The sequence below is a fragment of the Arthrobacter sp. AK01 genome (genome assembly GCF_021109375.1).
Taxonomy (GTDB): Bacteria; Actinomycetota; Actinomycetes; order Actinomycetales; family Micrococcaceae; genus Arthrobacter.
In genome coordinates, this window is record NZ_JAJOHP010000028.1 from 35,152 (window position 1) to 55,535 (window position 20,384).

A 20,384-nucleotide genomic window follows, 5' to 3' on the forward strand; every position below is an offset into this window, starting at 1 on the left:
TGACGGTGGACAGTGACGACCCCGGTGGCCGCAACAGGACGTTTCTTCTGCGCGGACAGCGCCCGGATACGCGGCGACTCGATGGCGGGCACGGCGTCACCAGGCGTGGTTTGGGTCCTCATAGAGCACCGGGGTGGGTGGCCATCCACCGGCTTCGACGGCCTTGAGCTGGAGGCTGGGACCAAGGCCCTGGTGTTGGCGGCAGCGCGGACGGCGCGAGCACGGGTTCTCCTGGTCCGGCGGCCTGGCCCCCGCCAGAGCCGCGGTCCGAGCCGTTGGGCGGTGCTGCGCCATCAAAGCACCGGCGCCTATCAACAACTCTGGGGAACGTGGGCTCGGGATGGGGACCTTGCCGATATTGTTCCAGCACTGGCGTCACCTGGAATGCCCGGTTACCCGCCGGTCATCCTGGTCTGTGCGCATGGTCGGCATGATCCTTGTTGCGCAGTGCGGGGCCTGCCCGTGGGGCGTGCGCTCGGTGAGCGGTGGCCGGAGCTGGTATGGGAGTGCTCCCACATTGGGGGTGACAGGTTCGCAGCCAACGTCGTCGTCGCTCCGGACGGTGTGTACTACGGCGGACTCGATGCGAAGTCCGCCGTCGCTACCGTTGAGGATCATCTCGCAGGCCTCATCCACGCAGAATTCCTTCGGGGGTATACGGATCTATCCCCACCGCAACAAGCTGCTGTCGTGGCCGTGCTCGACCGCTTCGGTCCTGCCGGCCGGAATGACTTTCTGGTCACTGAGTCCTTGCGCGAGGGCGACTATTGGCACCTCCATGTCACTGGCCGCCCACCCCACCCGGCAATGATCGACGTGGAGCTGCGAGCCCGCCGCGAACCGGCGAGCCAGTTGACGTGCCGGGCCCCGGCGGCAGGCTCGGCCACCGTCTACGAACCCATCTCCATCCGCAGCTCCTGACACTTGTGGACCACCGGCACGAGCCAGCAGTCGACGGTCGATACCTCCGTCCCCATGCTCCACTAGGCTTGAAGTATGACTGGGACAGGGCGGCAGTAGTGGCGAAACGCGGTAAACCAAGCAGGTCTCAGAGGTCGACGGCGGGAGTCGTCGAGGTGCCGGTCGGCGCCCGTCCTGACGGTCCGGTGGCGGGCGTTTACTACATCGATACCGGCGACTGCGAGTTGGTCCCGGACCAGGACAACTCCAACGGCTGGCTCCTGAAGATCAACGGTGTGATGAGCTCGCACATCGACCTCGCCGATCCGCTGTTCCTCGACTTTGAATACATGCGCTGGATCGCGGCGTTGGTGGAATCGCGGTGGCCGCGGGAGCAGAAACCGAAACTCCGCGCACTGCATTTGGGCGGGGGTGCCTGTTCCATGGCGCGCTACTTCCATGCCGCTTACCCCGAGGCCCGTCAGGTAGTTGTTGAGCTCGACGGCAAACTGGCCGACTACGTCCGTGGCTGGTTCGATCTTCCCAAGGCCCCCTTGCTGCGGATCCGTGTGGGGGAGGCCCGGCACGTGACCGAGTCACTCACTCCGGACACCCGCGACCTCATCATTCGCGATGTATTCGCCGGAGCCTTCACACCCCGTGCCCTCACCACCCGTGAATTCACTGCGTATGCGGACGCTGTCCTGGCCCCCGACGGCTTATATGTGGTCAATTCCGGTGACGCCCCGGACCTCAAGAACGCCCGGGCCGATGCTGCCACCATCGCGGACACGTTCGAGCACACCATGATCATCGCCGACCCCGCCATGCTGAAGGGCCGCCGCTACGGCAACATGATCATGGCAGGGAGCCATGCGCCGTTCGGTGAAGACCCCACGTTGGCCCGTAAGCTCCTGGGCGGCGGCGTCCCCGCGCACATCTGGGATGACGCCAAGGTGCGCGCGTTCGCCGCAGGTACGCCGGTCCGGCACGACCCAGCGCCGGAGCCGGCCCCCGAGCCGGCGTCAGCTCCGGCTGAGTGAGCTGTTCCACGCCTCCCAGAGCGTTGCGTAGCGGCCGCCGTTAGCCAACAGTTCCTGGTGGGAGCCCGACTCGACAATCCCACCGTGGTCCATCACTACTACGGTGTCCGCCGAGGCAGCCTGGGACAGGCGGTGCGCGATCACCACGGACGTCCTTCCTGCCAGCGCAGCCTCGGCGGCCTGATCCAGCATGGTGGCCGAGCCCGTTCCTGCCTCAGCGGTGGCTTCGTCCAGGACCGCGATGGGCGGGTCCTTGAGCATCAGGCGTGCAAGCGCCAACTGCTGCGCCTGCTCGGGTGTGAGTTGGTGGCCGCCGGCACCTACGGACGTCTGCAGTCCGTCGTCGAGCGTTTCAACCCAGGCAGCCCCAACATCCTGCAGGGCGCGCGTAAGTTCCTCATCGGAAGCGTCGGGCTTGGCGAGCAGGAGGTCCTCGGCGAGCGTGCCGGAGAAGACGTGCACCTCCTGGCTGACCATGGCGATGCGCTCATGCAAGTCTTCCGGGGGAGCCGCCGCGGAGTCCAGCCCACCCACCCAGGCCGTCCCGCTTCCCGGATGTTCCAATCCCATGATGACTTTGGCCAGGGTGGTTTTGCCTGCGCCGGAGGTTCCCACAATCGCCACTCGCTCGCCGGGCTTCACGGTGAGGGAAACGCCGCGGAGGGCGGGGCGCTGGCCGGGGTAGGCGAACGTGACGTTGTCCAGGACGATGCCGGCGTCAGTGACCGGTGCCCTGGTCGGGGCGGGGGCCGGCGCCGCGGACATGGTCAGGCCGAACATCCGGCCCAGGCCGGCCGCGGCTTTCTGGAGCTCGTCGAACTGTCCCAGGACAAGGCCGATCGGATCGAAAAGCCGGTAGAAGTACAGTGCGGCAGCCGTGGCCGCACCAATGGTCACTGCGCCCTCGGCATGGAGCCAGAAACCCACCACCAGCACGGCGGACAGGCCGATGAGTTCCGCCAGGTTGAGGCGGTTGTAGAAGCGGGTCAGGTAGTTGACGCCCTTGAGTGCATGGCCGATGTTCTCCCGGGAAGCGGCAGCAACCAGGTCGGCGTGACGTGCCCCGAGCCCAAGGGCCAGGACGGAAGGGGATCCGTGAACCGTCTCGATGATCTGCTCGGTCCTGTTGGCCTCGGTAATCCGGACAGTCCGATAAATGGGTGCGGTGCGCCGGAGGAACCAGCGGAGGGTGAAGACCTGCAACGGGGCGGCAATGAGCACCGCGACGGCGAAGCGCCAGTCGATCACGCCCAGGCCCAACAGCGTCACGGCGATGGTGAAGGCCGCGCTGGTAAACGCGGGCAGTACTCCGGAAATTGCCTCGCTGACGGCCTCAACGTCGCCGGACACGCGGGCCACGACGTCGCCGATGCCTGCCTTTTCGAGTTGCGCGAGCGGCTTGCGGACAGCTGCGGCGAACACTTCCTCGCGAAGTCCGGCGAGGGCTTCCTCGCAGATCCGGGCCAGCAGGTTCTGTCCCAGTATGCCCAGCAGGGCACCCAGGCCACCGGCAACCAAGAGCCCGATCGCCAGCCAGAGCAGGGCCATGACGTCTCCGCCGCTGGCTGCAATATTGACCATGATGCCCAGGATGGCCGGTGCCGCCAGCCCACAGCAGGATGCTGCCAGCAGCACCAGGATGGTCAGGGTGAGTCGGCCGGGCCGCTGCGCCAGCAGGCGCCACATGGCCTTCCGGGTTTCGCGGGGTGTGGCAATGGGAAGGATTTCGGTGCTCAAGAGCCCACCACCTCGCGGTAGCCAGCGGACGTGGCAAGCAGTTCGCGGTGCGTGCCGGTTTCAGATGCGGCAGCGCCGCTTCCGCCCATCACCACCCGGTGGCAGACGGCCAGCAGCGTGGGACTGGTGGTCACCAGCACCAAGGCCTTGTCAGGGAAGTTCCGCAAGCCATCTGCGATCACGGCTTCGGTGGCGGTATCGACGGCGGTAGTGGGGTCGTGCAGGACCAGCACCGCTTGCTTTTGGTGCAGGGAACGGCCCAGGACCAGTCGCTGACGCTGACCGCCGGACAGGCTCTGGCCGTGCCCGGTAAGTACAGTTTCGGTGCCTTCGGCCAGTTGCGAGACGAAGTCCCCGACGGCGGCAGCTGCCATGGCGCGTTCCTCCAGTTGGGCGTCGGCTGCTGCGACGTTCTCGCGGACACTGCCGCGGAACAGCACTCCGTCATGGCTGTCTGCGAAGATCCTGGACCGGACGTGGACCGGGTCCAGGTCTGCGGCGTCCTGGCCATCGATGGCCACCAATCCGCGGGGAGCGGGCGTGCGAAAGCCCAGGGTGTCCACCAGGAGCCGGGCTTGAGTACCGCTGGGAAGAACGACGCCCACGATTTCGCCGGCCGAGGCTGTGAAGGGAGGGAAAGCAGCGTCGCCGGAGCCGGGCCGGAGTTCCAGCAGCGGGACTGGTTCGCCCCGGGAGGTGAGCGTTGCTGCTGAGGCGGCTGCCGCCGTCGTGCGTTCTTCTGATTCAGGTGCGGGGACAGCATCCGGTTCCGCGAGCAGGACTGCTATGCGGGCCGCTGAGGCGCGCTTCCGAGCGAGTTCGACGCTGAGGAAGCCAAGGGCGGTCATGGGGCCCTGAACGAATTGGGTCACGCCAACAACTGCCACCAACTGTCCCACTGTGATGCTGCCCTGGACGGCGAACCAGGCCGCGAAGAAGGCGATTCCGGCCAGGAACGCTGCGGACAGCGCGGTGCTGGCGCCGTTGTAGGCAGATCGGGAGCGGACAGCCCGCAACCCCGCCACCAAGGAGGTCCGGCTGGCGGTCCGATAGCGGGTCACGGCTGCATCTTCGGCGCCCAAGCCTTTGAGGGGTCGTGATCCCGTGATGAAGTCCGTCGCCAGGGCGCCAGCGCGGGCCGCCGTCGACTGCTCCACGTCGCTTCGGTCCTCCAAAGGTTTGGTGAGCCGGCGCATGACCAGCAGCATCACGGGAGTCGCAATGAGGACGGCCAGTCCCAGAGGGACGGAAATAAGGAGGAGTGTGACGGCTGATGTGACGACGCCGGCCGTGGCAGCGAGGGCGCCGGCGATCAGCCACGCCAAGCCGGCCACCCTGTCAGCGTCGGAGGATGCAATGGCAACAATTTCGCCGGGTGCGCGCCGGGCGGCCATCCCGCGGGGGTGCAGGGTGCGCTCCACGGCAAGTTGCCGGAGGTCGTGGGAGCTCAGAAGGAAGGAACGCTCGGTGGCCAGTGTGCCAAGCCGCCAGGAAAGTGCCAGCACGACGAACACCACAGCCAACGCGCCGAGCCATCCGAGGAGGGCGCCGAAATTGTTCGGTTGAATGGCGTTGTCCACTGCGGCGCCGATGGTTGCAGGGACCAAAGCCTCGCTGACCTGATGCAGTCCAAGCCCGGCACAACCGGCCAGCAGGAGCTTCCAGCGGCCGTTGGCGAACAGTGCGACGGTGAAGAGTCTGGAGACCTTCCAGGGTGCTTGCTTGTTACGCCCGGGTGGGCAGGACGGAATGGCAGAACTGGAGGGCATGCTTACCATAGTAAGGCTCACCTAACTTCAAGAAGGCCAGATGACCCGCCAAGCTTTATCGCAATCCGGACAGTCCGTACCGCCGGTGGATGCAGAGCCGGACTTGCGGCCGGTAGCCCCCGACGAGGACCCGGCGTCCTTTCCGGTGTACGGCGTCTACACGGGATACTTCGAGTGCGCCACGCCCGCGACGTGGACTGAACATGTCCACGAAACCCATGAGCTGCTATGGGGTGCCCGTGGCGTGCTGACTGTTGAGGCCGATGGCGGCTTCTATGCTGTTCCGGCCACCTTGGGGCTATGGATTCCTGCGGGCGTGGTCCATGCCGTGAAATCCACGCAGGGGACCGGGTTTTACTGTTCGCATATTGATGCGCGGGTTGCCCCGAACCTGGCAGCTCGGACTGTGGCGGTCACGGTGCCCACTGCGGCTCAGGAGCTGTTGCGCCATATGAGCAATTTCGACATGGACGACTCCCTGAGGAGGCGTTCGGAGCGGGTGGTGCTGGGGTTGCTCGACGTAGTGGATGCGCGCCCCATGCTGCTGCCGATGCCCACCGATCCGCGGCTGGAACTCATTGCCCGCGCCCTCCTGGACAACCCCGCCCTGGACCGCTCGCTGGAGGAATGGAGCATCGAAGTATCCATCAGTGTCCGCAACCTGTCCCGCTTGTTCCACAAGGAAACCGGCATGACGTTTGCGCAGTGGCGCATCCATGCCCGGGTGCGCGTGGCGCTGGGATTGCTGGCGGCGGGGTATCCGGTGTCGTCCGTCAGCAGGCGGGTGGGCTACAACAACCCCAGCGCCTTTGTTCAGGTGTTCCGGAAGGTCATGGGGCACACCCCCGGTTGGTACGTGTCCTCACTTAAGGCCGGAAACCACCACTCTTTGGCCGGTTCCGAATAGAATCGAGCGGTTTCAGGGGTCGATGCATTGTTAGGGTAGGTATACCTAACTTCGGTAGCCGCTCAGAGAATCCATCAACGGGTCGCGGCGCCAACGGGAGCTTCCCCAACTCCCCTGAGAATCAAGAGGACCGCAGTGATTTCACGCACCAAAACCATGTCCGCCGCCGTTGCGGCCCTGGCCTCCGCAGCTCTTCTCCTGAGCGGATGCGCCACCACCGACGCCAGCGCCACTGCCACATCGGAAACCCGGACGGTCCAAAGCGAGGTCAAGGAAGTAGTCATGCCGGCCGAGCCCAAGAAGGCTCTGGGCATGTACACCACGGACCTGGACATGCTCATCACCCTCGGGATTCCGCTTGCCAGCCAGCAGCCCATCCGCGACAGCGGTTACTCGGGCTTCCCGTACTTCTTCGACCAGGACGCCCTCAAGGACATCACACCGTTCACCAACTACCCGGAGTTCAACTTTGAGGCCATCCTCAAGGCGCAGCCGGATGTCATCCTGAACGGCCTGGGTTACGAGAAGGAGCTTGACGCCAAGCTCTCCGACATCGCCCCGACCTACACTTTCAACGGATTCGACGGCAGCGACTGGCGCACCAAGTTCAAGACCGTCGCCGAGGCCTTCGGCAAGACCGGGCAGTACCAGGCGTGGATGGACAAGTACCAGGCCAAGGTTGACGACGTGAAGAAGCGTCTGGCCGAGGCAGGCAAGAGTGACCTGGTCATCGGCCCGGTGGACTACTACGAAGACCAAGTATCGGTCAGCTGCTACGGAACGCCGTGCCTGGTCATCAAAGACCTCGGTTTGAAGGTTTCCCCGCTGGCCGATGGTGAAGGCGTCAAACTCAGCGCCGAGCAGCTCGAACAGCTCAACGGAATCGACGCCATCATCACCACCGAGGTCCCCGAAAAGGACGGCGCCAACCCTGATGCTTTCGCTCCTTTGGCCAACAACAAGCTGTGGACCTCGCTGCCCTTCGTGGCCAACAAGCAGATCCACACCTACGACCTCGAAATGATCTACGGCTCCCCGAGCGGCCAGTACGCACTGCTGGAGAAGTTCGAAAAGGCCCTCCTGTCATGATGGGCATCTACCGGGCCGAGGTAGTCGCTACCCGCAAGCTCACCCCCGGAATGGTCCGGATCACCTTTGGCGGTCCAGGGCTGGCCGGCTTCGACACCACGGGTGTCGGCGACGAATACCTCCGTGTGTTCCTGCCGGATCCGGGCACCCATGAGGCTCGCCTGCCGATCTCCACCGGGGACTCCTGGGATTGGTCCGAGGGCGTCGAACCGTCCGCCATGCGGACCTACACGGTCCGCGCTGTGGACGCCGCTGCAGGAACCGTGGACATCGACTTCGTCGTCCACGACGGCGGTTTGGCAGCTTCGTGGGCGCAGCGCGCCCAGGTGGGTGACGCCGTCGGGCTTAACTCGCCTACCGGACTGTATGAACCGCCGGCCGGGCTGCAGTGGCAGATCCTGCTGGCCGACGCCACTGGCCTTCCGGCTGTTGCCCGGCTGGTGGAGCAGACGCCGCCGGGTGTCCGGACGCGTGTGCTGATCGAGGTTGAGGACCCGTCGCACCAGCAGGAGCTGACGCTCGGCGCTGGAACGGAAGTCGCATGGATTCACGGCGGGAACGGCCACAGCCAGTCCCGGCTGGACGAGGTCCTCAAGAGCATGGAGTTCCCCGGCGGCGTCGGCTACATCTGGGTGGCCGGCGAGACCAAGGTGCTGCGTGGGATCCGCAAGTATCTTCGGCACGAAAAGAAGCTCACGCCCGAGTCCTACAAGCTGATCGGCTACTGGACGGACAAGAGCGAAGCCTGGGAAGAGCGCTGGGAAAACCTCGACGCCGAAACCCGGCGCTGGTTCGACGACCTCTGGTCCAACGAGAAGCGGGATCGCGAGGAAATCGTGGACCTGCAGGACGCCAAGTTCGAATTGCTGGGCCTCTAAATGGCGTCCGGAACCATGGCGCCGCGTTCTGTTGCACCTCAAGCGCAGGACGCGGCACCGGTTTCTGCCCAGGACGCGCGCCAGGGTGGTCCACGCCCAGCGGGCTTGGCGGGCGTGAACCGGTACCGGTTCCTGGGGTTGCTGGGGGCGGTCGCCGTGCTGGCCCTGGTTCTCTGGTTGAGCCTGGTGGTGGGCTCCAAAGACGTGGACATGGCCAAGCTGTGGCCCGCGATCACCGCATACGACGGCTCGCCGGAACACGTGATCATCCACGACCTCCGCCTGCCCCGAACCGTCACCGGCGTGGTGGTGGGCATTGCCCTGGGACTGTCCGGGGCACTGATCCAGGCGCTGACACGCAACCCGTTGGCGGACCCCGGCATCCTGGGCGTCAACGCTGGTGCGGGCTTCTTCGTGGTCCTGGGAGTGGCACTTTTCGGAGTGACCAGCATCCAGGACTACATCTGGTTCTCCTTCGCCGGTGCCGTGGTGGCCACTGTGGCTGTGTACTTCATAGGGTCGCGGGGCAGGGGAGGGGCAACCCCGCTCCGACTCACCCTTGCCGGAGTTGCCCTGGGCGCTGTCCTGGGCGGTATTTCGTCCGGCATCACGCTCCTGCGCCCCGCCGTTTTCGACAGCATGCGCAGTTGGAGCGCGGGTACTTTGAACAACCGCACATGGGAAATCTTCACCACCGTGGCACCGTTCATCCTGGTTGGAACCCTCATCGCCCTCGCCATGGCCCGACCCTTGAACGCCGTTGCCATGGGTGACGATACCGCCAGGTCGCTTGGTGCCAACATTGTGCGAACCCGGATCTGGACCATCGTCTCAGTCACCCTGCTCTGCGGCGCCGCGACGGCAGCCGCCGGCCCTATCGGATTCGTAGGGCTCATGGTTCCGCACGTCGCCCGGTGGATCGTTGGGCCGGACCAGCGCTGGATCCTGGCCTACACCCTGGTGCTCTCGCCCGTGCTGCTCCTGGTGTCCGACATTCTTGGCAGGCTCGTTCTCCGCCCCGGCGAAATGCAGGTAGGAATCATCACCGCATTCGTTGGCGCACCCGTCCTCATCTGGCTCATTCGACGCCGGAAAGTGAGCACGCTATGACTTCGGTTGATCAGGCTACGTCCGCTGATCGTGCGTCTTCCATCGACTTCGGTCGTCGCACCTTCGCCGTTCGCCATTTTGGCGGACGCGTCTCACTTCGCGTCGACGTCCGCACCCTGGTTGTCACCGCCGTCCTGTTTGCCGCCGCACTGGCGCTCGCCGTCGTCGCCCTTGGCCTGGGCGAGTTCAGCGTTGCGGTACCGGACGTTGTTTCGGCGCTGCTGGGGCACTCCAGCGGTGCCGTGCACATGGTGGTGGTGGAGTGGAGATTGCCCCGTGTCCTCCTGGCCCTGTTGTTGGGGGCGGCCATGGGGGTCAGCGGGGCAATCTTCCAATCGCTGACCCGCAACGCGCTGGGAAGCCCGGACGTGATCGGTTTCAACACCGGCGCCTACACAGGAGCGCTGGTGGTCATCCTGTTGATGGGCGGCGGCTACTTTGCCGTGTCTGCCGGTGCGCTGGTGGGCGGGCTGGTGACTGCCGCGCTGGTTTACCTGTTCGCCTTCAAGAAGGGCATCCAAGGTTTTCGGCTCATCATTGCCGGCATCGCAGTGAGCGCCATGTTGGCGTCGGTGAACACCTTCATGATCCTCAAGGCGTCCTTGGAGCAGGCCATGTCCGCTGCCGTCTGGGGTGCCGGGTCCCTGAACAAGATCACATGGGACCAAGTGCTGCCGGTGGTGATCGTGTTCGTGGTGCTGCTGGCGGTGCTGTCATTGTACGGGCGGCGGTTGGGGCTCCTGGAGATGGGCGACGACGCCGCCCGGGCCTTGGGCGTCCGGCTGGAAGGCTCGCGGCTGGTCCTCGCAGTGGTGGGCGTGGCTTTGACCGCGATGGTCACCGCCGCGGCTGGTCCCATTGCCTTTGTTTCTTTGGCGGCACCACAGCTGGCCCGCCGCCTGACCCGTTCCGCTTCCGTGGGAATGGTTCCCTCTGCCGCCATGGGTGCATTCCTCCTGGTGGCCAGCGACATCGTGGCGCAAAACCTTTTCGCGCCGATCCAACTGCCCGTGGGCGTAGTGACCGTCAGCATCGGTGGCTGCTACCTCGTGTGGCTCCTTGCCCGTGAGGTGAAGCGGCAATGAGTGAAGAATTGAAGGAGATTGCTATGACTGACGTGGTGCTTGAAACGGTTCCTGTTCCTGGGCTGGCGCCGGGTGCCGCGCGCCTCAGGGCCGAGAACGTGAGCCTGGGTTACGCGGGCCGCACTGTGTCTTCGGCGCTGGACGTGCGGATTCCCGACGGCGAATTCACGGTCATCGTGGGCCCTAATGCCTGCGGTAAATCGACGCTGCTGCGGGCGCTGTCCCGGCTGCTGGAGCCCAGCTCCGGGTCCGTGCTGTTGGACGGCAAGAGCATCTCGTCCTACGGTGCCAAGGAGGTGGCCCGACGTCTCGGTTTGTTGCCGCAAACCTCCATTGCGCCCGACGGGATCACCGTGGCGGACCTCGTTGCCAGGGGGCGCTACCCGCACCAGAAGTTGCTGCGTCAGTGGTCTGAGGCAGATGAGGCCGCGGTCGTTGCCGCCCTGGAGGCCACCAACGTGACCTCGCTGTCCGGCCGATTGGTGGACGAACTCTCCGGCGGGCAGCGGCAGCGCGTGTGGGTGGCCATGGTCCTCGCTCAGCAAACCCCTCTGCTCCTGTTGGATGAGCCCACCACGTTCCTTGATATCGCGCACCAGATCGAGCTTCTGGAGTTGTTCCGGCGCCTCAATGGCGAAGGCAACACCCTGGTGGCCGTGCTCCACGACCTCAACCACGCCTGCCGCTATGCCACGCACCTGATCGCGATGAAGGACGGCGCAGTGGTTGCCGAGGGCCGGCCCGCCGATGTTGTGACGGCCGAGCTGGTGGAGCACGTGTTCGGGCTGCCGTGCATCGTGATCGACGATCCCGTGAGCCACACGCCGCTGGTGATCCCGCTGGGGTCTTGATTTACCCGCGGGGTGGACCTCAGCCTGCGCCCAACAACTCCTCCCGCCGGTTCTCCGTCTCTTCACGCAAGGCCTGCACGACGGCGGCTACCGCGGGGCGGCGCATGGAGTCCGGGCGGAGGACCATCCAGTAGGGGAGGAGCTCGGCGAAGTCCGACGGCAGGAGCCGCACCAAATCCGCGTGCCGATCGGCCATGAAGCACGGCAGGAACCCGATGCCTGCCCCTGCCCGGGTGGCCTCGACGTGGACGAACACATTGGTGGAGCTCAGCCCGTCGCGCATGGTCGGGACCAACCTGCGGGGCGCATCCAGGTCGTCCACTTGCAGCATGGAATCCACGAAGTAGACCAGTTGGTGCTCCGTGAGCTCTTCGACGCTGGCGGGTGACCCGTGGTCCTTCAAGTACGCGCGGGACGCGTACATTCCCAGCCGGTATTCGCCGAGCCTGATCGCTTCGGCACGGTGCACCTGCGGCGTCCCGACCACCACCTCGATGTCCAAACCGGACCGCTGCTGCAATGCCCGCCGGGTCACTGTCACGATCTCGACACTCAGCCCGGGGTGCGCCCTCCGCAAGCGCGCCACCGCTGGGGCCGCGATATATGCGCTGAAGCCATCGGTCGCGGTCATGCGCACGACGCCGGTAATCGGGTCTGGTGCGCGGTCGCTGGGTCCCAGCGTGCCCACCGCAGCTTCGATACGCTCTGCGGCCTGCACGGCTTCGGTGCCCAACTCCGTCACCTCCCAACCACCGGCTGCTCGTGCAAGGACCCTGCCGCCCAGCGCCTTCTCCAGCGCCGCTATCCTGCGCGAAACGGTGGTGTGGTTGAGCCCCAAGGCTTGGGCCGCCGTCGTGAATTTTCCTGAACGTGAGACGGCCAGGAAGATGAGAAGGTCATCGGGATTCGGCTTCATATCTGCAATTTTGCACACACATGGTGCCTCTTTGGTCATTGAGGCGCGGCAAATCTGCGGCAATACTCAGTGGAGCATTTCGTGTTGTGGATCACATCACGTTCACAAGGGTCAAAGAGGACACTGAGGAGATGGATATGAGCGTAGAGCAGCGCTCCGCATCAAGAGCCGGGAAAGACGCCGGCAAGGGCTCCGGCCTGAAGAAGATCGTCGCGGCGTCGATGGTGGGCACCGTGGTGGAGTGGTACGAGTTCTTCCTGTACGCCACCGCCGCCACCCTGGTATTCGGCAAGTACTTCTTCCCAAGCACGGGCAACGAACTGGACGGCATCATCCAGGCGTTCATCACCTACGCTGTGGGTTTCGTAGCCCGGCCACTCGGCGGAATCGTGTTCGGCCAGATCGGTGACAAACTCGGCCGCAAGCCCACCCTGCAGCTGACCATCGTGATCGTGGGTGTCTCCACCTTCCTGATGGGCTGCCTCCCGGGCTTCATGGAAATCGGGTACTGGGCACCGGCCATGCTGGTGGCTCTCCGCTTCATCCAGGGCTTCGCGCTCGGCGGGGAATGGGGCGGCGCAGTTCTGCTCGTGGCGGAGCACAGCCCCAACAAGTCCCGCGGCTTCTGGTCCTCATGGCCGCAGGCTGCCGTGCCGGTGGGCAACCTCCTGGCCACCCTGGTCCTGTTCGTCATGTCCACCACGCTCAGCAGCGAGGCCTTCCTCGGCTGGGGCTGGCGCGTCGCGTTCTGGCTGTCTGCCGTGATCGTGTTCGTTGGCTACTACATCCGTACCCACGTCACCGAAGCCCCGATCTTCCTTGAGGCCAAGGCGCAGGTGGAGGAGTCCAAGGCCATCAGCTACGGCGTGGGCGAGGTCATCCGCAAGTACCCCAAGGGAATCCTCCAGGCCATGGGCCTGCGCTTCGCGGAGAACATCATGTACTACCTGGTGGTGAGCTTCGCCATCGTCTACCTCAAGAGCGTCCACAAGTACGACACGTCCTCGCTCCTGATGGCACTGCTGATCGCCCACGTCATCCACTTCCTGGTCATTCCCCAGGTGGGACGACTGGTGGATTCATGGGGACGCAAGCCCGTGTACCTGGTTGGCGCGATCGCCGGTGCAACCTGGCCGTTCTTCGCCTTCCCCATGTTCGACACCAGGAACGCTGTGGTGATCGTGCTCGCCGTGACCATCGGCCTCTGCCTGCATGCCTTCATGTACGCCGGGCAGCCGGCCATCATGTCCGAGCTCTTCCCCACCCGCATGCGCTACTCCGGCGTTTCCCTCGGCTCGCAGGTCACGTCGATCTTCGCCGGCTCACTCGCGCCGCTCCTGGCGACCCAGTGGCTCAAGGACACAGGCTCGTGGGTTCCCACCGCGATCTATCTTGTGGTCGCGTGCGCCATCACCGTCGTCGCCGTCGTTTCGCTCAAGGAAACCAAGGGCATCGCGCTCCAAGAGGTGGACGAGGCCGACGCGATCCGGCACGGGCTGGCTACTTCATCCGCTTCGAAAGGCTAGACCCATGGACAACTCCCTGAACGGACGCAAAGCCCTGGTGACCGGTGGCGCGAGCGGAATCGGGGCCGCCTGTGCCCGGGCCCTCGCCGCCCGCGGGGCGAAGGTAGTAGTGGCCGACGTCGATGCCTCCGGAGCCGCGGCCTTGGCCGACGAGCTGGGCGGCACCGCCTGGACGGTTGATCTGCTGGACGTGGACGCCCTGGCCGCACTGAGCCTCGACTGCGACATCCTGGTCAACAACGCCGGCATCCAGAAGGTCGCGCCGATCGAGGAGTTTGAACCCGCGGAGTTCCGGCGGATCCTGGCCCTGATGCTGGAGGCTCCGTTCCTCCTCATCAGGGCCGCGCTCCCGCATATGTATGCCAACGGGTTCGGCCGGATCATCAATATCTCATCGGTCCACGGCCTCCGGGCCTCCGCCTACAAGAGCGCGTACGTCTCCGCCAAGCACGGCCTTGAGGGACTCAGCAAGGTCACTGCCTTGGAGGGTGGCGAGCACGGCGTCACGTCCAACTGCATCAACCCGGGCTACGTACGCACGCCGTTGGTGGAGAAGCAGATCGCCGACCAGGCCCGGCTCCACGGCATCCCCGAAGCCGAAGTCCTGGCCAAAGTGATGCTGACGGAGTCCGCGGTCAAGCGCCTGGTGGAGGTGGAGGAAGTTGCGTCGCTGGCAGCCTGGATGGCCTCCGACGACGCCGGCATGGTCACCGGCGCGAGCTACACCATGGACGGTGGTTGGTCGGCCCGGTAGGCCCGGTTGGCGGGGGAATCCGGGCTAACTTTGGCCGCCGATGATTTCTTCGGCATTATCGAAGGCCCAGGTCACCAGGGGGATCAGCAGTGCCGTGAGCTCGCGGCCGCGTTCAGTCAGGCTGTAGTCCACGCGCGGAGGGATGACGGGTCGTGCGTCGCGGCGTACCAGTCCGTCCCGTTCGAGCGTTTTCAGGGTTTGGGCCAGCATTTTCTCGCTGATGCCCTCAGCCCGTCGGCGCAGTTCGCTCCATCGCTGATCTCCTTCGGACAGCGACAGCAGGATCAGCACGCCCCATTTGCTGGTGATGTGGTCCAGTACCGTCCGGCTCGGGCAGCCGGCTGGGAAGACGCCGTCCGCGACGCCGGCCGGGAGGGGAGCCAAGAGGGTACTTACTTTCATGTCAGTACCTTACCTTTAAGTGCGTACTCTCTTTCGGGAAGTTATCCATGAAAGCACTGGTTGTGATCGATGACCGACCCAATAACTTCCTTGAAAGGAACCAATCATGAGCATCGTCATTACCGGAGCAACAGGCCAGCTGGGCCGCCACGTCATAGAGGCCCTGCTCGAGCGCAATGTCCCCGCTGACAGCATTGTTGCCACCGGCCGCTCCATCGAAAAGCTGTCCGGCTTTGTTGCCCGCGGCGTTCGCGCGGCTGCAATGGACTACGACGACGCTGCTTCGGTGGCCCAAGCGCTTAAGGGTGCCACCAAGGTCCTTCTCATTTCGGGAAGCGCCGTCGGTCAGCGGGTAGAGCAGCACCGTACGGTCATCGAGGCAGCAAAGGCCGAGGGCGTGGAGCTTCTGGCCTACACCAGCATTGCCAACGCAGACACCACCCGCATGAAGCTGGCCGCAGAGCACCAGGCCACGGAATCCATCCTCAAAGAATCCGGCGTTCCCTTCGCCCTCCTTCGCAACAGCTGGTACATCGAGAACTACACCGATCAGCTGCCGGGAACGCTTGCGCAGGGGGCGCTTGCTGGCAGCGCCGGAAACGGCAAGGTCAGCGGCGCTTCCCGCGCAGACTATGCACAAGCTGCAGCCGCGGTTCTGGTCGCGGAGCACCAGGCCGGCAAGATCTACGAACTGGGTGGGGACGAGGCCTTTACCTTGGACGAGCTGGCCGCCGAAATCAGCGCTGCATCAGGGAAGTCCATCGAATACCGAGACCTCCCGGCAGACCAGTACGCCGATCTCTTGACGGGCGCAGGGGTACCGGAAGGCTTTGCGCAGATCCTGGCCGATACCGATCTGGGCATTGGCCGCGGCGAACTGTTGGTCACCACCGGTGATCTCCGGAAACTGATCGGGCGCCCGGCAACTCCCTTGTCCGACGCCGTGCGCTCCGCAGCTGCTGCAATCTGAGCCGAACCCCCTCGCACGACAACAGTTAATGCCAATGTTCCGCGCGAACATTGGCATTAACTGTAGTTTCGGCGCAGGGAATCAGGCGGTTTCGTCCACCAGCTCTGCCCGGCACAGCCCTCCACCGCGGACCCACAGTTTGTAGGCCACGAACAGCAGCACCAGCCACGTGCCACCTACATACAGGGCTACCCGGGTGTCCTCGAAAACGCCGAGGATCACGATCACCATGGCCATGAACGCCATGGTCAGGATGGACGCGGCAGGCCACAGCGGTGAACCGAATTCCGACGCCGGCAGGCCCTTGCGCTTGATCTCCCGCTTCATGGCGACGTGCGAAGCGAGGATCATCACCCAGACCCACACGGTGGCGAACGTGGCGATCGATGCAATCAGCACGAACACGTCCTCTGGAATGACGGCATTCAGGACGACGCCCACCAGCAGGATTCCGCCCATCATCACCACGGTCATCCACGGAACACCATGGCGGGAGATCTTGCTGAAGCTCTTGGGTGCGTGGCCCTGCTGGGCCAGTCCAAACAGGATGCGGCCGGCGCCGAAAATGTCGCTGTTGATCGCCGAGAGAGCAGCCGTGATGACCACGGCATTGAGGATATGCGGAGCGGCAGGGATGCCCAGTCCGTCAAAGATCTGCACGAACGGGCTTCCACTGCTGCCGATTTCATTCCACGGGAAGATGCTCATCAGCACGCCCAAGGTCAGGACATAGAAGAGCAGAACGCGGACCGGAACAGTGTTGACTGCCTGCGGGATGACCTTCTTGGGATTGGCCGCTTCGCCGGCGGTGATACCGATCGTTTCGATCCCGCCGAAGGCAAACATCACGACGGCGAACGCGGCCAGTAGCCCCTCGAAACCGTTCGGGAACAAACCGCCGTGGTTCACGAGGTTCCCCAGCCCCGGTGCCACGCCACCGCCGTCGCCCGTTTGGAAGCCGAACACGACGATCGCTGCGCCTCCGACGATCATGGCGACAATCGCCACCACCTTGATGAGCGAGAACCAGAACTCGAGCTCACCGAACACCTTCACGCTGAGCAGGTTCATGGCGCCCAGGAACAGGATGATCGCGAGCACCCAGATCCATCTGTCCACCTGAGGGAACCAGAAGCCCATGTAGATACTGAAGGCCGTGACGTCGGCAATGGCTACGATCGCCATCTCGAACACGTAGGTCCACCCGGTCACAAAGCCTGCGAACGGTCCCAGATACTTGCTGGCGTACTGGCCGAACGAGCCCGACACGGGGTGTCGAACTGCCATTTCGCCGAGGGCGCGCATCACCATGAACACGGCCGCGCCGCCGATGATGTAGGCGAGCAGGACGGCCGGTCCGGCCTTTTGGATGGCGGAGGCGGAGCCGTAGAAGAGGCCCGTGCCGATCGCGGATCCGAGTGCCATAAAGCGGATGTGGCGGACGTTGAGGCCTCGGCTGAGCGCCGTACCCGCGGCTTGGAGCACAGAGCTCTCCGCAGCCAGCTTGGTCTGTTGCATAGTAAAACCTTCTCGTCTTTGGGAGGGGATCGCTATCCAGCAGATCACTTTTGGGCCGCTTGTGATCGGACTCACGGGGGTTTGGTGTCTTTGATCGCAGACACTTTGCGGAAGGCTTGGGTGGTGGGAACAGCAATGTCCGGCATTTCAGACATCACCCCGGCGTGGTGGGCTGGTGCCTGCCCTGCCAAGGGTGCACGCTGGAGTACGGGATACCGGACATGCGCTGTTCGACGAGATACCGACCCCCCAGCAGTGAGGAACCATGACAACGTCGCCAATGGCACCAGGCAAGGCCACCTCCAAAGTCCCTGCCGCCGAAAACACGCTGCGGATCCTGAAACTGTTGGCCTCGCGCCGTGGTCCCATGGCGGCGTCGAATATTGCCACCGCGCTGGGTCTCCCGCGCTCCAGCGTGTATCACCTGTTGGGTGTGATGGAGGCCAATGGCTTCGTCCTGCACCTGCATGAGGAACAGCGTTATGGTCTGGGCATCAGCGCCTTCGAACTCAGCTCGGCCTACTCACGCCAGGAACCACTGTCGCGTCTTGGCCGGCCCATGCTTGCCTCGCTGGTGGACGTGATCGGCGAGAGCGCCCACCTCGCCGTGCTCCATGGCCGCGACGTTCTCTACATCGTGGAGGAACGCGCCAAGAACCGCCCGAGCCTGGTGACCGACGTCGGGGTCCGCCTGCCCAGTCACCTCACGGCCTCGGGCCGCGCGATTCTGGCCGCCCTGCCAAAGTCGCAGGTCCGTGCCCTTTACCCCAACGCCGCAGCCTTTACCTCACGGCACGAGGTGGAGTTCCCCATCATGAAGTACTCCGCATTGTCCTCGCATTTGGACCAGGTGCGCCAGCGTGGCTACGCCACGGAAAACGGCGAAATTACGCCGGGGTTCTGCTCCATCGCGGCCGCAGTGACGGACCACGTTGGATGGCCGACGGCGGCAGTCGCCGTCACGTTCTTGGAGGACAAGGTGCCGGCTGAGCAATGGCCGGTACTGGCTGCCCGTATCCGCAAAGCGGCCGACGAGTTGTCGGTCCGGATCCACGGGCGCCCTGCCCAGTAGGAAACGCCGGGCGCGTCTGTAATCCCGGACAGCACCCTTCCAAAAGCCGTTCCGGCCGCGGGATAAAGGGGCTTTAGTAGAAGCAGAAGATCTTTCCACCACACACTTCCCACAGACGAAGGAGTCACCATGGCACCCGCCGATTTCACCACTGGTGCCCGTCCGGTCAAGGCCGCCCGGGGTACTGAACTTACTGCCAAGTCGTGGCAGACCGAGGCGCCGTTGCGCATGCTGATGAACAACCTGGATCCCGAGGTCGCTGAGCGCCCGGATGATCTGGTGGTGTACGGAGGCACGGGCCGTGCTGTGCGTTCCTGGGCTGCGTTTGATGCGATCACCCGCACGCTGGAGACCATGGAGAAGGACGAGACGCTGCTGGTGCAGTCGGGGAAGCCGGTGGGTGTGTTCCGCACCCACGAGTGGGCGCCCCGTGTTCTCCTCGCCAACTCCAACCTCGTCGGTGACTGGGCCACGTGGCCTGAGTTCCGCCGGCTCGAGGCTGAGGGTTTGATGATGTACGGCCAGATGACGGCTGGTTCCTGGATCTATATCGGCACCCAGGGCATCCTGCAGGGCACCTACGAAACCTTTGCCGCCGTCGGAAACAAGTTGGCTGCTGAGGGACGCCACCCGGCACCCGCCGCGGAGGGTTCCACCGAGGGGCCGCTGGCCGGGACGCTGACGTTGACGGGTGGTTGTGGTGGCATGGGCGGGGCCCAGCCGCTGGCCGTGACCCTGAACGACGGCGCCTGCTTGATCGTGGACGTCGATGAGACCCGTCTCCGCCGCCGCGCCGGCAAGCGCTACCTGGACGAGGTCGAAACGGACCTGGATGCTGCGATCGCGAAGGTCCAGAAGGCCAAGGACGAGCGCCGTGGCTGGTCCGTCGGTTACGTGGGTAACGCCGCGGAGGTGTTCCCGGAACTGCTGCGCCGCCACAAGGCCGGCGAGGTCACTTTTGATGTGGTCACCGACCAGACCAGTGCGCATGACCCCCTGTCGTACCTGCCCGAAGGCATCACCGTCAACGAGTGGCACACCGAAGCCGAGGCGGATCCGGAAGGATTCACCAAGAAGGCCCAGGCTTCGATGGCCCGCCACGTCCAGGCGATGGTGGAGTTCCAGGACGCCGGCTCTGAGGTGTTCGATTACGGCAACTCCATCCGTGACGAGGCACGCAAGGGCGGGTACGAGCGGGCGTTCGAGTTCCCCGGCTTCGTGCCGGCCTATATCCGGCCGCTGTTCTGCGAGGGTTTGGGCCCGTTCCGTTGGGTCGCGCTCTCCGGTGACCCGGAAGACATCGCCGTAACGGACAAAGCCATCAAGGAACTGTTCCCGGAGAACACCCACCTGCACAAGTGGCTCGATGCCGCGGCGGATCGGGTGGAGTTCGAGGGCCTCCCGGCACGTATTTGCTGGCTCGGGTACGGCGAACGTGCCAAGGCCGGGTTGTTGTTCAACCAGCTCGTGAAGGAGGGCAAGGTCAAGGCCCCGATCGTGATCGGCCGTGACCACCTGGATTCGGGTTCCGTGGCGTCTCCATACCGTGAGACGGAGTCCATGGCTGACGGGTCCGACGCGATTGCTGACTGGCCGTTGCTGAACGCCCTGATCAACACCTCTTCGGGCGCTACCTGGGTTTCGATCCACCACGGCGGCGGTGTCGGTATTGGCCGGTCCCTGCACGCCGGACAGGTTTCGGTCGCCGACGGCACCGACCTGGCTGCCGAGAAGCTCGAACGGCTCCTGACCAACGACCCCGGTATGGGCGTCATCCGCCACGTCGACGCCGGCTACGACCGCGCCGTCGAAGTCGCCAACGAACGCGGCGTCCGCATCCCCATGAATGAGAAGTAA

18 protein-coding genes are annotated in these 20,384 nt (G+C 64.7%); 13 read left to right on the forward strand and 5 right to left on the reverse strand.

Annotation, left to right across the window (positions count from 1 at the left end):
• The first annotated feature begins 12 nt into the window (after nucleotides 1–12).
• Complete coding sequence (locus tag LN996_RS11790) at nucleotides 13–921, forward strand: sucrase ferredoxin (protein ID WP_308102719.1); 909 nt, start codon at nucleotides 13–15, stop codon at nucleotides 919–921.
• Nucleotides 922–1,019: 98 nt separating this feature from the next.
• Nucleotides 1,020–1,943, forward strand: coding sequence for a spermidine synthase (locus tag LN996_RS11795; RefSeq protein WP_231340588.1), 924 nt, complete (start codon nucleotides 1,020–1,022; stop codon nucleotides 1,941–1,943).
• Here LN996_RS11795 and LN996_RS11800 read toward each other — a convergent pair.
• A complete protein-coding gene (locus tag LN996_RS11800; RefSeq protein WP_231340570.1) occupies nucleotides 1,926–3,680 on the reverse strand; it encodes an ABC transporter ATP-binding protein in 1,755 nt (584 codons plus the stop codon). The genes LN996_RS11795 and LN996_RS11800 overlap by 18 nt on opposite strands.
• The gene (locus tag LN996_RS11805; RefSeq protein ID WP_231340571.1) at nucleotides 3,677–5,449 is read right to left on the reverse strand and encodes an ABC transporter ATP-binding protein; all 1,773 of its coding nucleotides are present in this window, start codon (nucleotides 5,447–5,449) and stop codon (nucleotides 3,677–3,679) included. The genes LN996_RS11800 and LN996_RS11805 overlap by 4 nt, the downstream gene beginning before the upstream one ends.
• Before the next feature lie 40 nt (nucleotides 5,450–5,489).
• On the opposite strand from LN996_RS11805, the gene LN996_RS11810 reads away from it, so the two are divergent.
• The 6 genes from LN996_RS11810 (at nucleotide 5,490) to LN996_RS11835 (ending at nucleotide 11,369) form a co-directional block, all read left to right on the forward strand.
• Complete coding sequence (locus LN996_RS11810) at nucleotides 5,490–6,356, forward strand: AraC family transcriptional regulator (RefSeq protein WP_231340572.1); 867 nt, start codon at nucleotides 5,490–5,492, stop codon at nucleotides 6,354–6,356.
• Nucleotides 6,357–6,491: 135 nt separating this feature from the next.
• Nucleotides 6,492–7,445 carry an ABC transporter substrate-binding protein gene (locus LN996_RS11815; protein WP_231340573.1) on the forward strand — a complete coding sequence of 318 codons (954 nt, stop codon included), beginning with the start codon at nucleotides 6,492–6,494 and terminating at the stop codon, nucleotides 7,443–7,445.
• Nucleotides 7,442–8,323: a siderophore-interacting protein gene (locus tag LN996_RS11820; RefSeq protein WP_231340574.1), complete on the forward strand. Its 882-nt coding sequence runs from the start codon at nucleotides 7,442–7,444 to the stop codon at nucleotides 8,321–8,323. Before LN996_RS11815 ends, LN996_RS11820 begins: the two co-directional genes overlap by 4 nt.
• A complete protein-coding gene (locus LN996_RS11825; RefSeq protein WP_231340575.1) occupies nucleotides 8,324–9,433 on the forward strand; it encodes a Fe(3+)-siderophore ABC transporter permease in 1,110 nt (369 codons plus the stop codon).
• Nucleotides 9,430–10,518 carry an iron chelate uptake ABC transporter family permease subunit gene (locus LN996_RS11830; protein ID WP_231340576.1) on the forward strand — a complete coding sequence of 363 codons (1,089 nt, stop codon included), beginning with the start codon at nucleotides 9,430–9,432 and terminating at the stop codon, nucleotides 10,516–10,518. Before LN996_RS11825 ends, LN996_RS11830 begins: the two co-directional genes overlap by 4 nt.
• A 23-nt stretch (nucleotides 10,519–10,541) precedes the next feature.
• Nucleotides 10,542–11,369, forward strand: a complete 828-nt coding sequence (locus LN996_RS11835; protein WP_231340577.1) for an ABC transporter ATP-binding protein — start codon at nucleotides 10,542–10,544, stop codon at nucleotides 11,367–11,369.
• 19 nt (nucleotides 11,370–11,388) lie between these two features.
• Here LN996_RS11835 and LN996_RS11840 read toward each other — a convergent pair whose 3' ends face one another.
• Entirely contained in the window at nucleotides 11,389–12,285 is an 897-nt protein-coding gene (locus LN996_RS11840; RefSeq protein ID WP_231340578.1) for a LysR family transcriptional regulator, read from the reverse strand.
• A 137-nt stretch (nucleotides 12,286–12,422) separates the two neighbouring features.
• Between LN996_RS11840 and LN996_RS11845 the strand changes: the two genes are divergently transcribed.
• The gene (locus tag LN996_RS11845) at nucleotides 12,423–13,811 is read left to right on the forward strand and encodes an MFS transporter (RefSeq protein ID WP_231340579.1); all 1,389 of its coding nucleotides are present in this window, start codon (nucleotides 12,423–12,425) and stop codon (nucleotides 13,809–13,811) included.
• A gap of 4 nt (nucleotides 13,812–13,815) precedes the next feature.
• Nucleotides 13,816–14,565 (forward strand): 3-hydroxybutyrate dehydrogenase, encoded by a 750-nt coding sequence (locus LN996_RS11850; RefSeq protein WP_091464813.1) that lies wholly within the window; start codon nucleotides 13,816–13,818, stop codon nucleotides 14,563–14,565.
• Between the two features lie 24 nt (nucleotides 14,566–14,589).
• Here LN996_RS11850 and LN996_RS11855 read toward each other — a convergent pair whose 3' ends face one another.
• Nucleotides 14,590–14,967 (reverse strand): helix-turn-helix domain-containing protein, encoded by a 378-nt coding sequence (locus LN996_RS11855; protein ID WP_231340580.1) that lies wholly within the window; start codon nucleotides 14,965–14,967, stop codon nucleotides 14,590–14,592.
• Between the two features lie 106 nt (nucleotides 14,968–15,073).
• Between LN996_RS11855 and LN996_RS11860 the strand changes: the two genes are divergently transcribed.
• On the forward strand, nucleotides 15,074–15,937 hold the full coding sequence (locus LN996_RS11860; RefSeq protein ID WP_231340581.1) for an SDR family oxidoreductase: 864 nt from the start codon (nucleotides 15,074–15,076) through the stop codon (nucleotides 15,935–15,937).
• An 81-nt stretch (nucleotides 15,938–16,018) separates the two neighbouring features.
• Here the strand turns inward: LN996_RS11860 and LN996_RS11865 are convergent, their stop codons facing one another.
• A complete protein-coding gene (locus LN996_RS11865; protein ID WP_231340582.1) occupies nucleotides 16,019–17,455 on the reverse strand; it encodes an amino acid permease in 1,437 nt (478 codons plus the stop codon).
• A gap of 265 nt (nucleotides 17,456–17,720) precedes the next feature.
• Here LN996_RS11865 and LN996_RS11870 point away from each other — a divergent pair, with 265 nt between their 5' ends.
• The gene (locus LN996_RS11870) at nucleotides 17,721–18,527 is read left to right on the forward strand and encodes an IclR family transcriptional regulator (protein ID WP_231340583.1); all 807 of its coding nucleotides are present in this window, start codon (nucleotides 17,721–17,723) and stop codon (nucleotides 18,525–18,527) included.
• Between the two features lie 129 nt (nucleotides 18,528–18,656).
• Nucleotides 18,657–20,384 (forward strand): urocanate hydratase, encoded by a 1,728-nt coding sequence (locus LN996_RS11875; RefSeq protein WP_231340584.1) that lies wholly within the window; start codon nucleotides 18,657–18,659, stop codon nucleotides 20,382–20,384.

What these genes read in the sequence shown, in the direction of transcription:
- LN996_RS11805 (WP_231340571.1), bottom strand. Translation starts at nt 5,449, where the DNA reads ATGCCCTCCAGTTCTGCCATTCCGTCCTGCCCACCCGGGCGTAACAAG.
- LN996_RS11810 (WP_231340572.1), top strand. Translation starts at nt 5,490, where the DNA reads ATGACCCGCCAAGCTTTATCGCAATCCGGACAGTCCGTACCGCCGGTG.
- LN996_RS11820 (WP_231340574.1), top strand. Translation starts at nt 7,442, where the DNA reads ATGATGGGCATCTACCGGGCCGAGGTAGTCGCTACCCGCAAGCTCACC.
- LN996_RS11825 (WP_231340575.1), top strand. Translation starts at nt 8,324, where the DNA reads ATGGCGTCCGGAACCATGGCGCCGCGTTCTGTTGCACCTCAAGCGCAG.
- LN996_RS11830 (WP_231340576.1), top strand. Translation starts at nt 9,430, where the DNA reads ATGACTTCGGTTGATCAGGCTACGTCCGCTGATCGTGCGTCTTCCATC.
- LN996_RS11835 (WP_231340577.1), top strand. Translation starts at nt 10,542, where the DNA reads ATGACTGACGTGGTGCTTGAAACGGTTCCTGTTCCTGGGCTGGCGCCG.
- LN996_RS11840 (WP_231340578.1), bottom strand. Translation starts at nt 12,285, where the DNA reads ATGAAGCCGAATCCCGATGACCTTCTCATCTTCCTGGCCGTCTCACGT.
- LN996_RS11845 (WP_231340579.1), top strand. Translation starts at nt 12,423, where the DNA reads ATGAGCGTAGAGCAGCGCTCCGCATCAAGAGCCGGGAAAGACGCCGGC.
- LN996_RS11850 (WP_091464813.1), top strand. Translation starts at nt 13,816, where the DNA reads ATGGACAACTCCCTGAACGGACGCAAAGCCCTGGTGACCGGTGGCGCG.
- LN996_RS11855 (WP_231340580.1), bottom strand. Translation starts at nt 14,967, where the DNA reads ATGAAAGTAAGTACCCTCTTGGCTCCCCTCCCGGCCGGCGTCGCGGAC.
- LN996_RS11860 (WP_231340581.1), top strand. Translation starts at nt 15,074, where the DNA reads ATGAGCATCGTCATTACCGGAGCAACAGGCCAGCTGGGCCGCCACGTC.
- LN996_RS11865 (WP_231340582.1), bottom strand. Translation starts at nt 17,455, where the DNA reads ATGCAACAGACCAAGCTGGCTGCGGAGAGCTCTGTGCTCCAAGCCGCG.
- LN996_RS11870 (WP_231340583.1), top strand. Translation starts at nt 17,721, where the DNA reads ATGACAACGTCGCCAATGGCACCAGGCAAGGCCACCTCCAAAGTCCCT.
- LN996_RS11875 (WP_231340584.1), top strand. Translation starts at nt 18,657, where the DNA reads ATGGCACCCGCCGATTTCACCACTGGTGCCCGTCCGGTCAAGGCCGCC.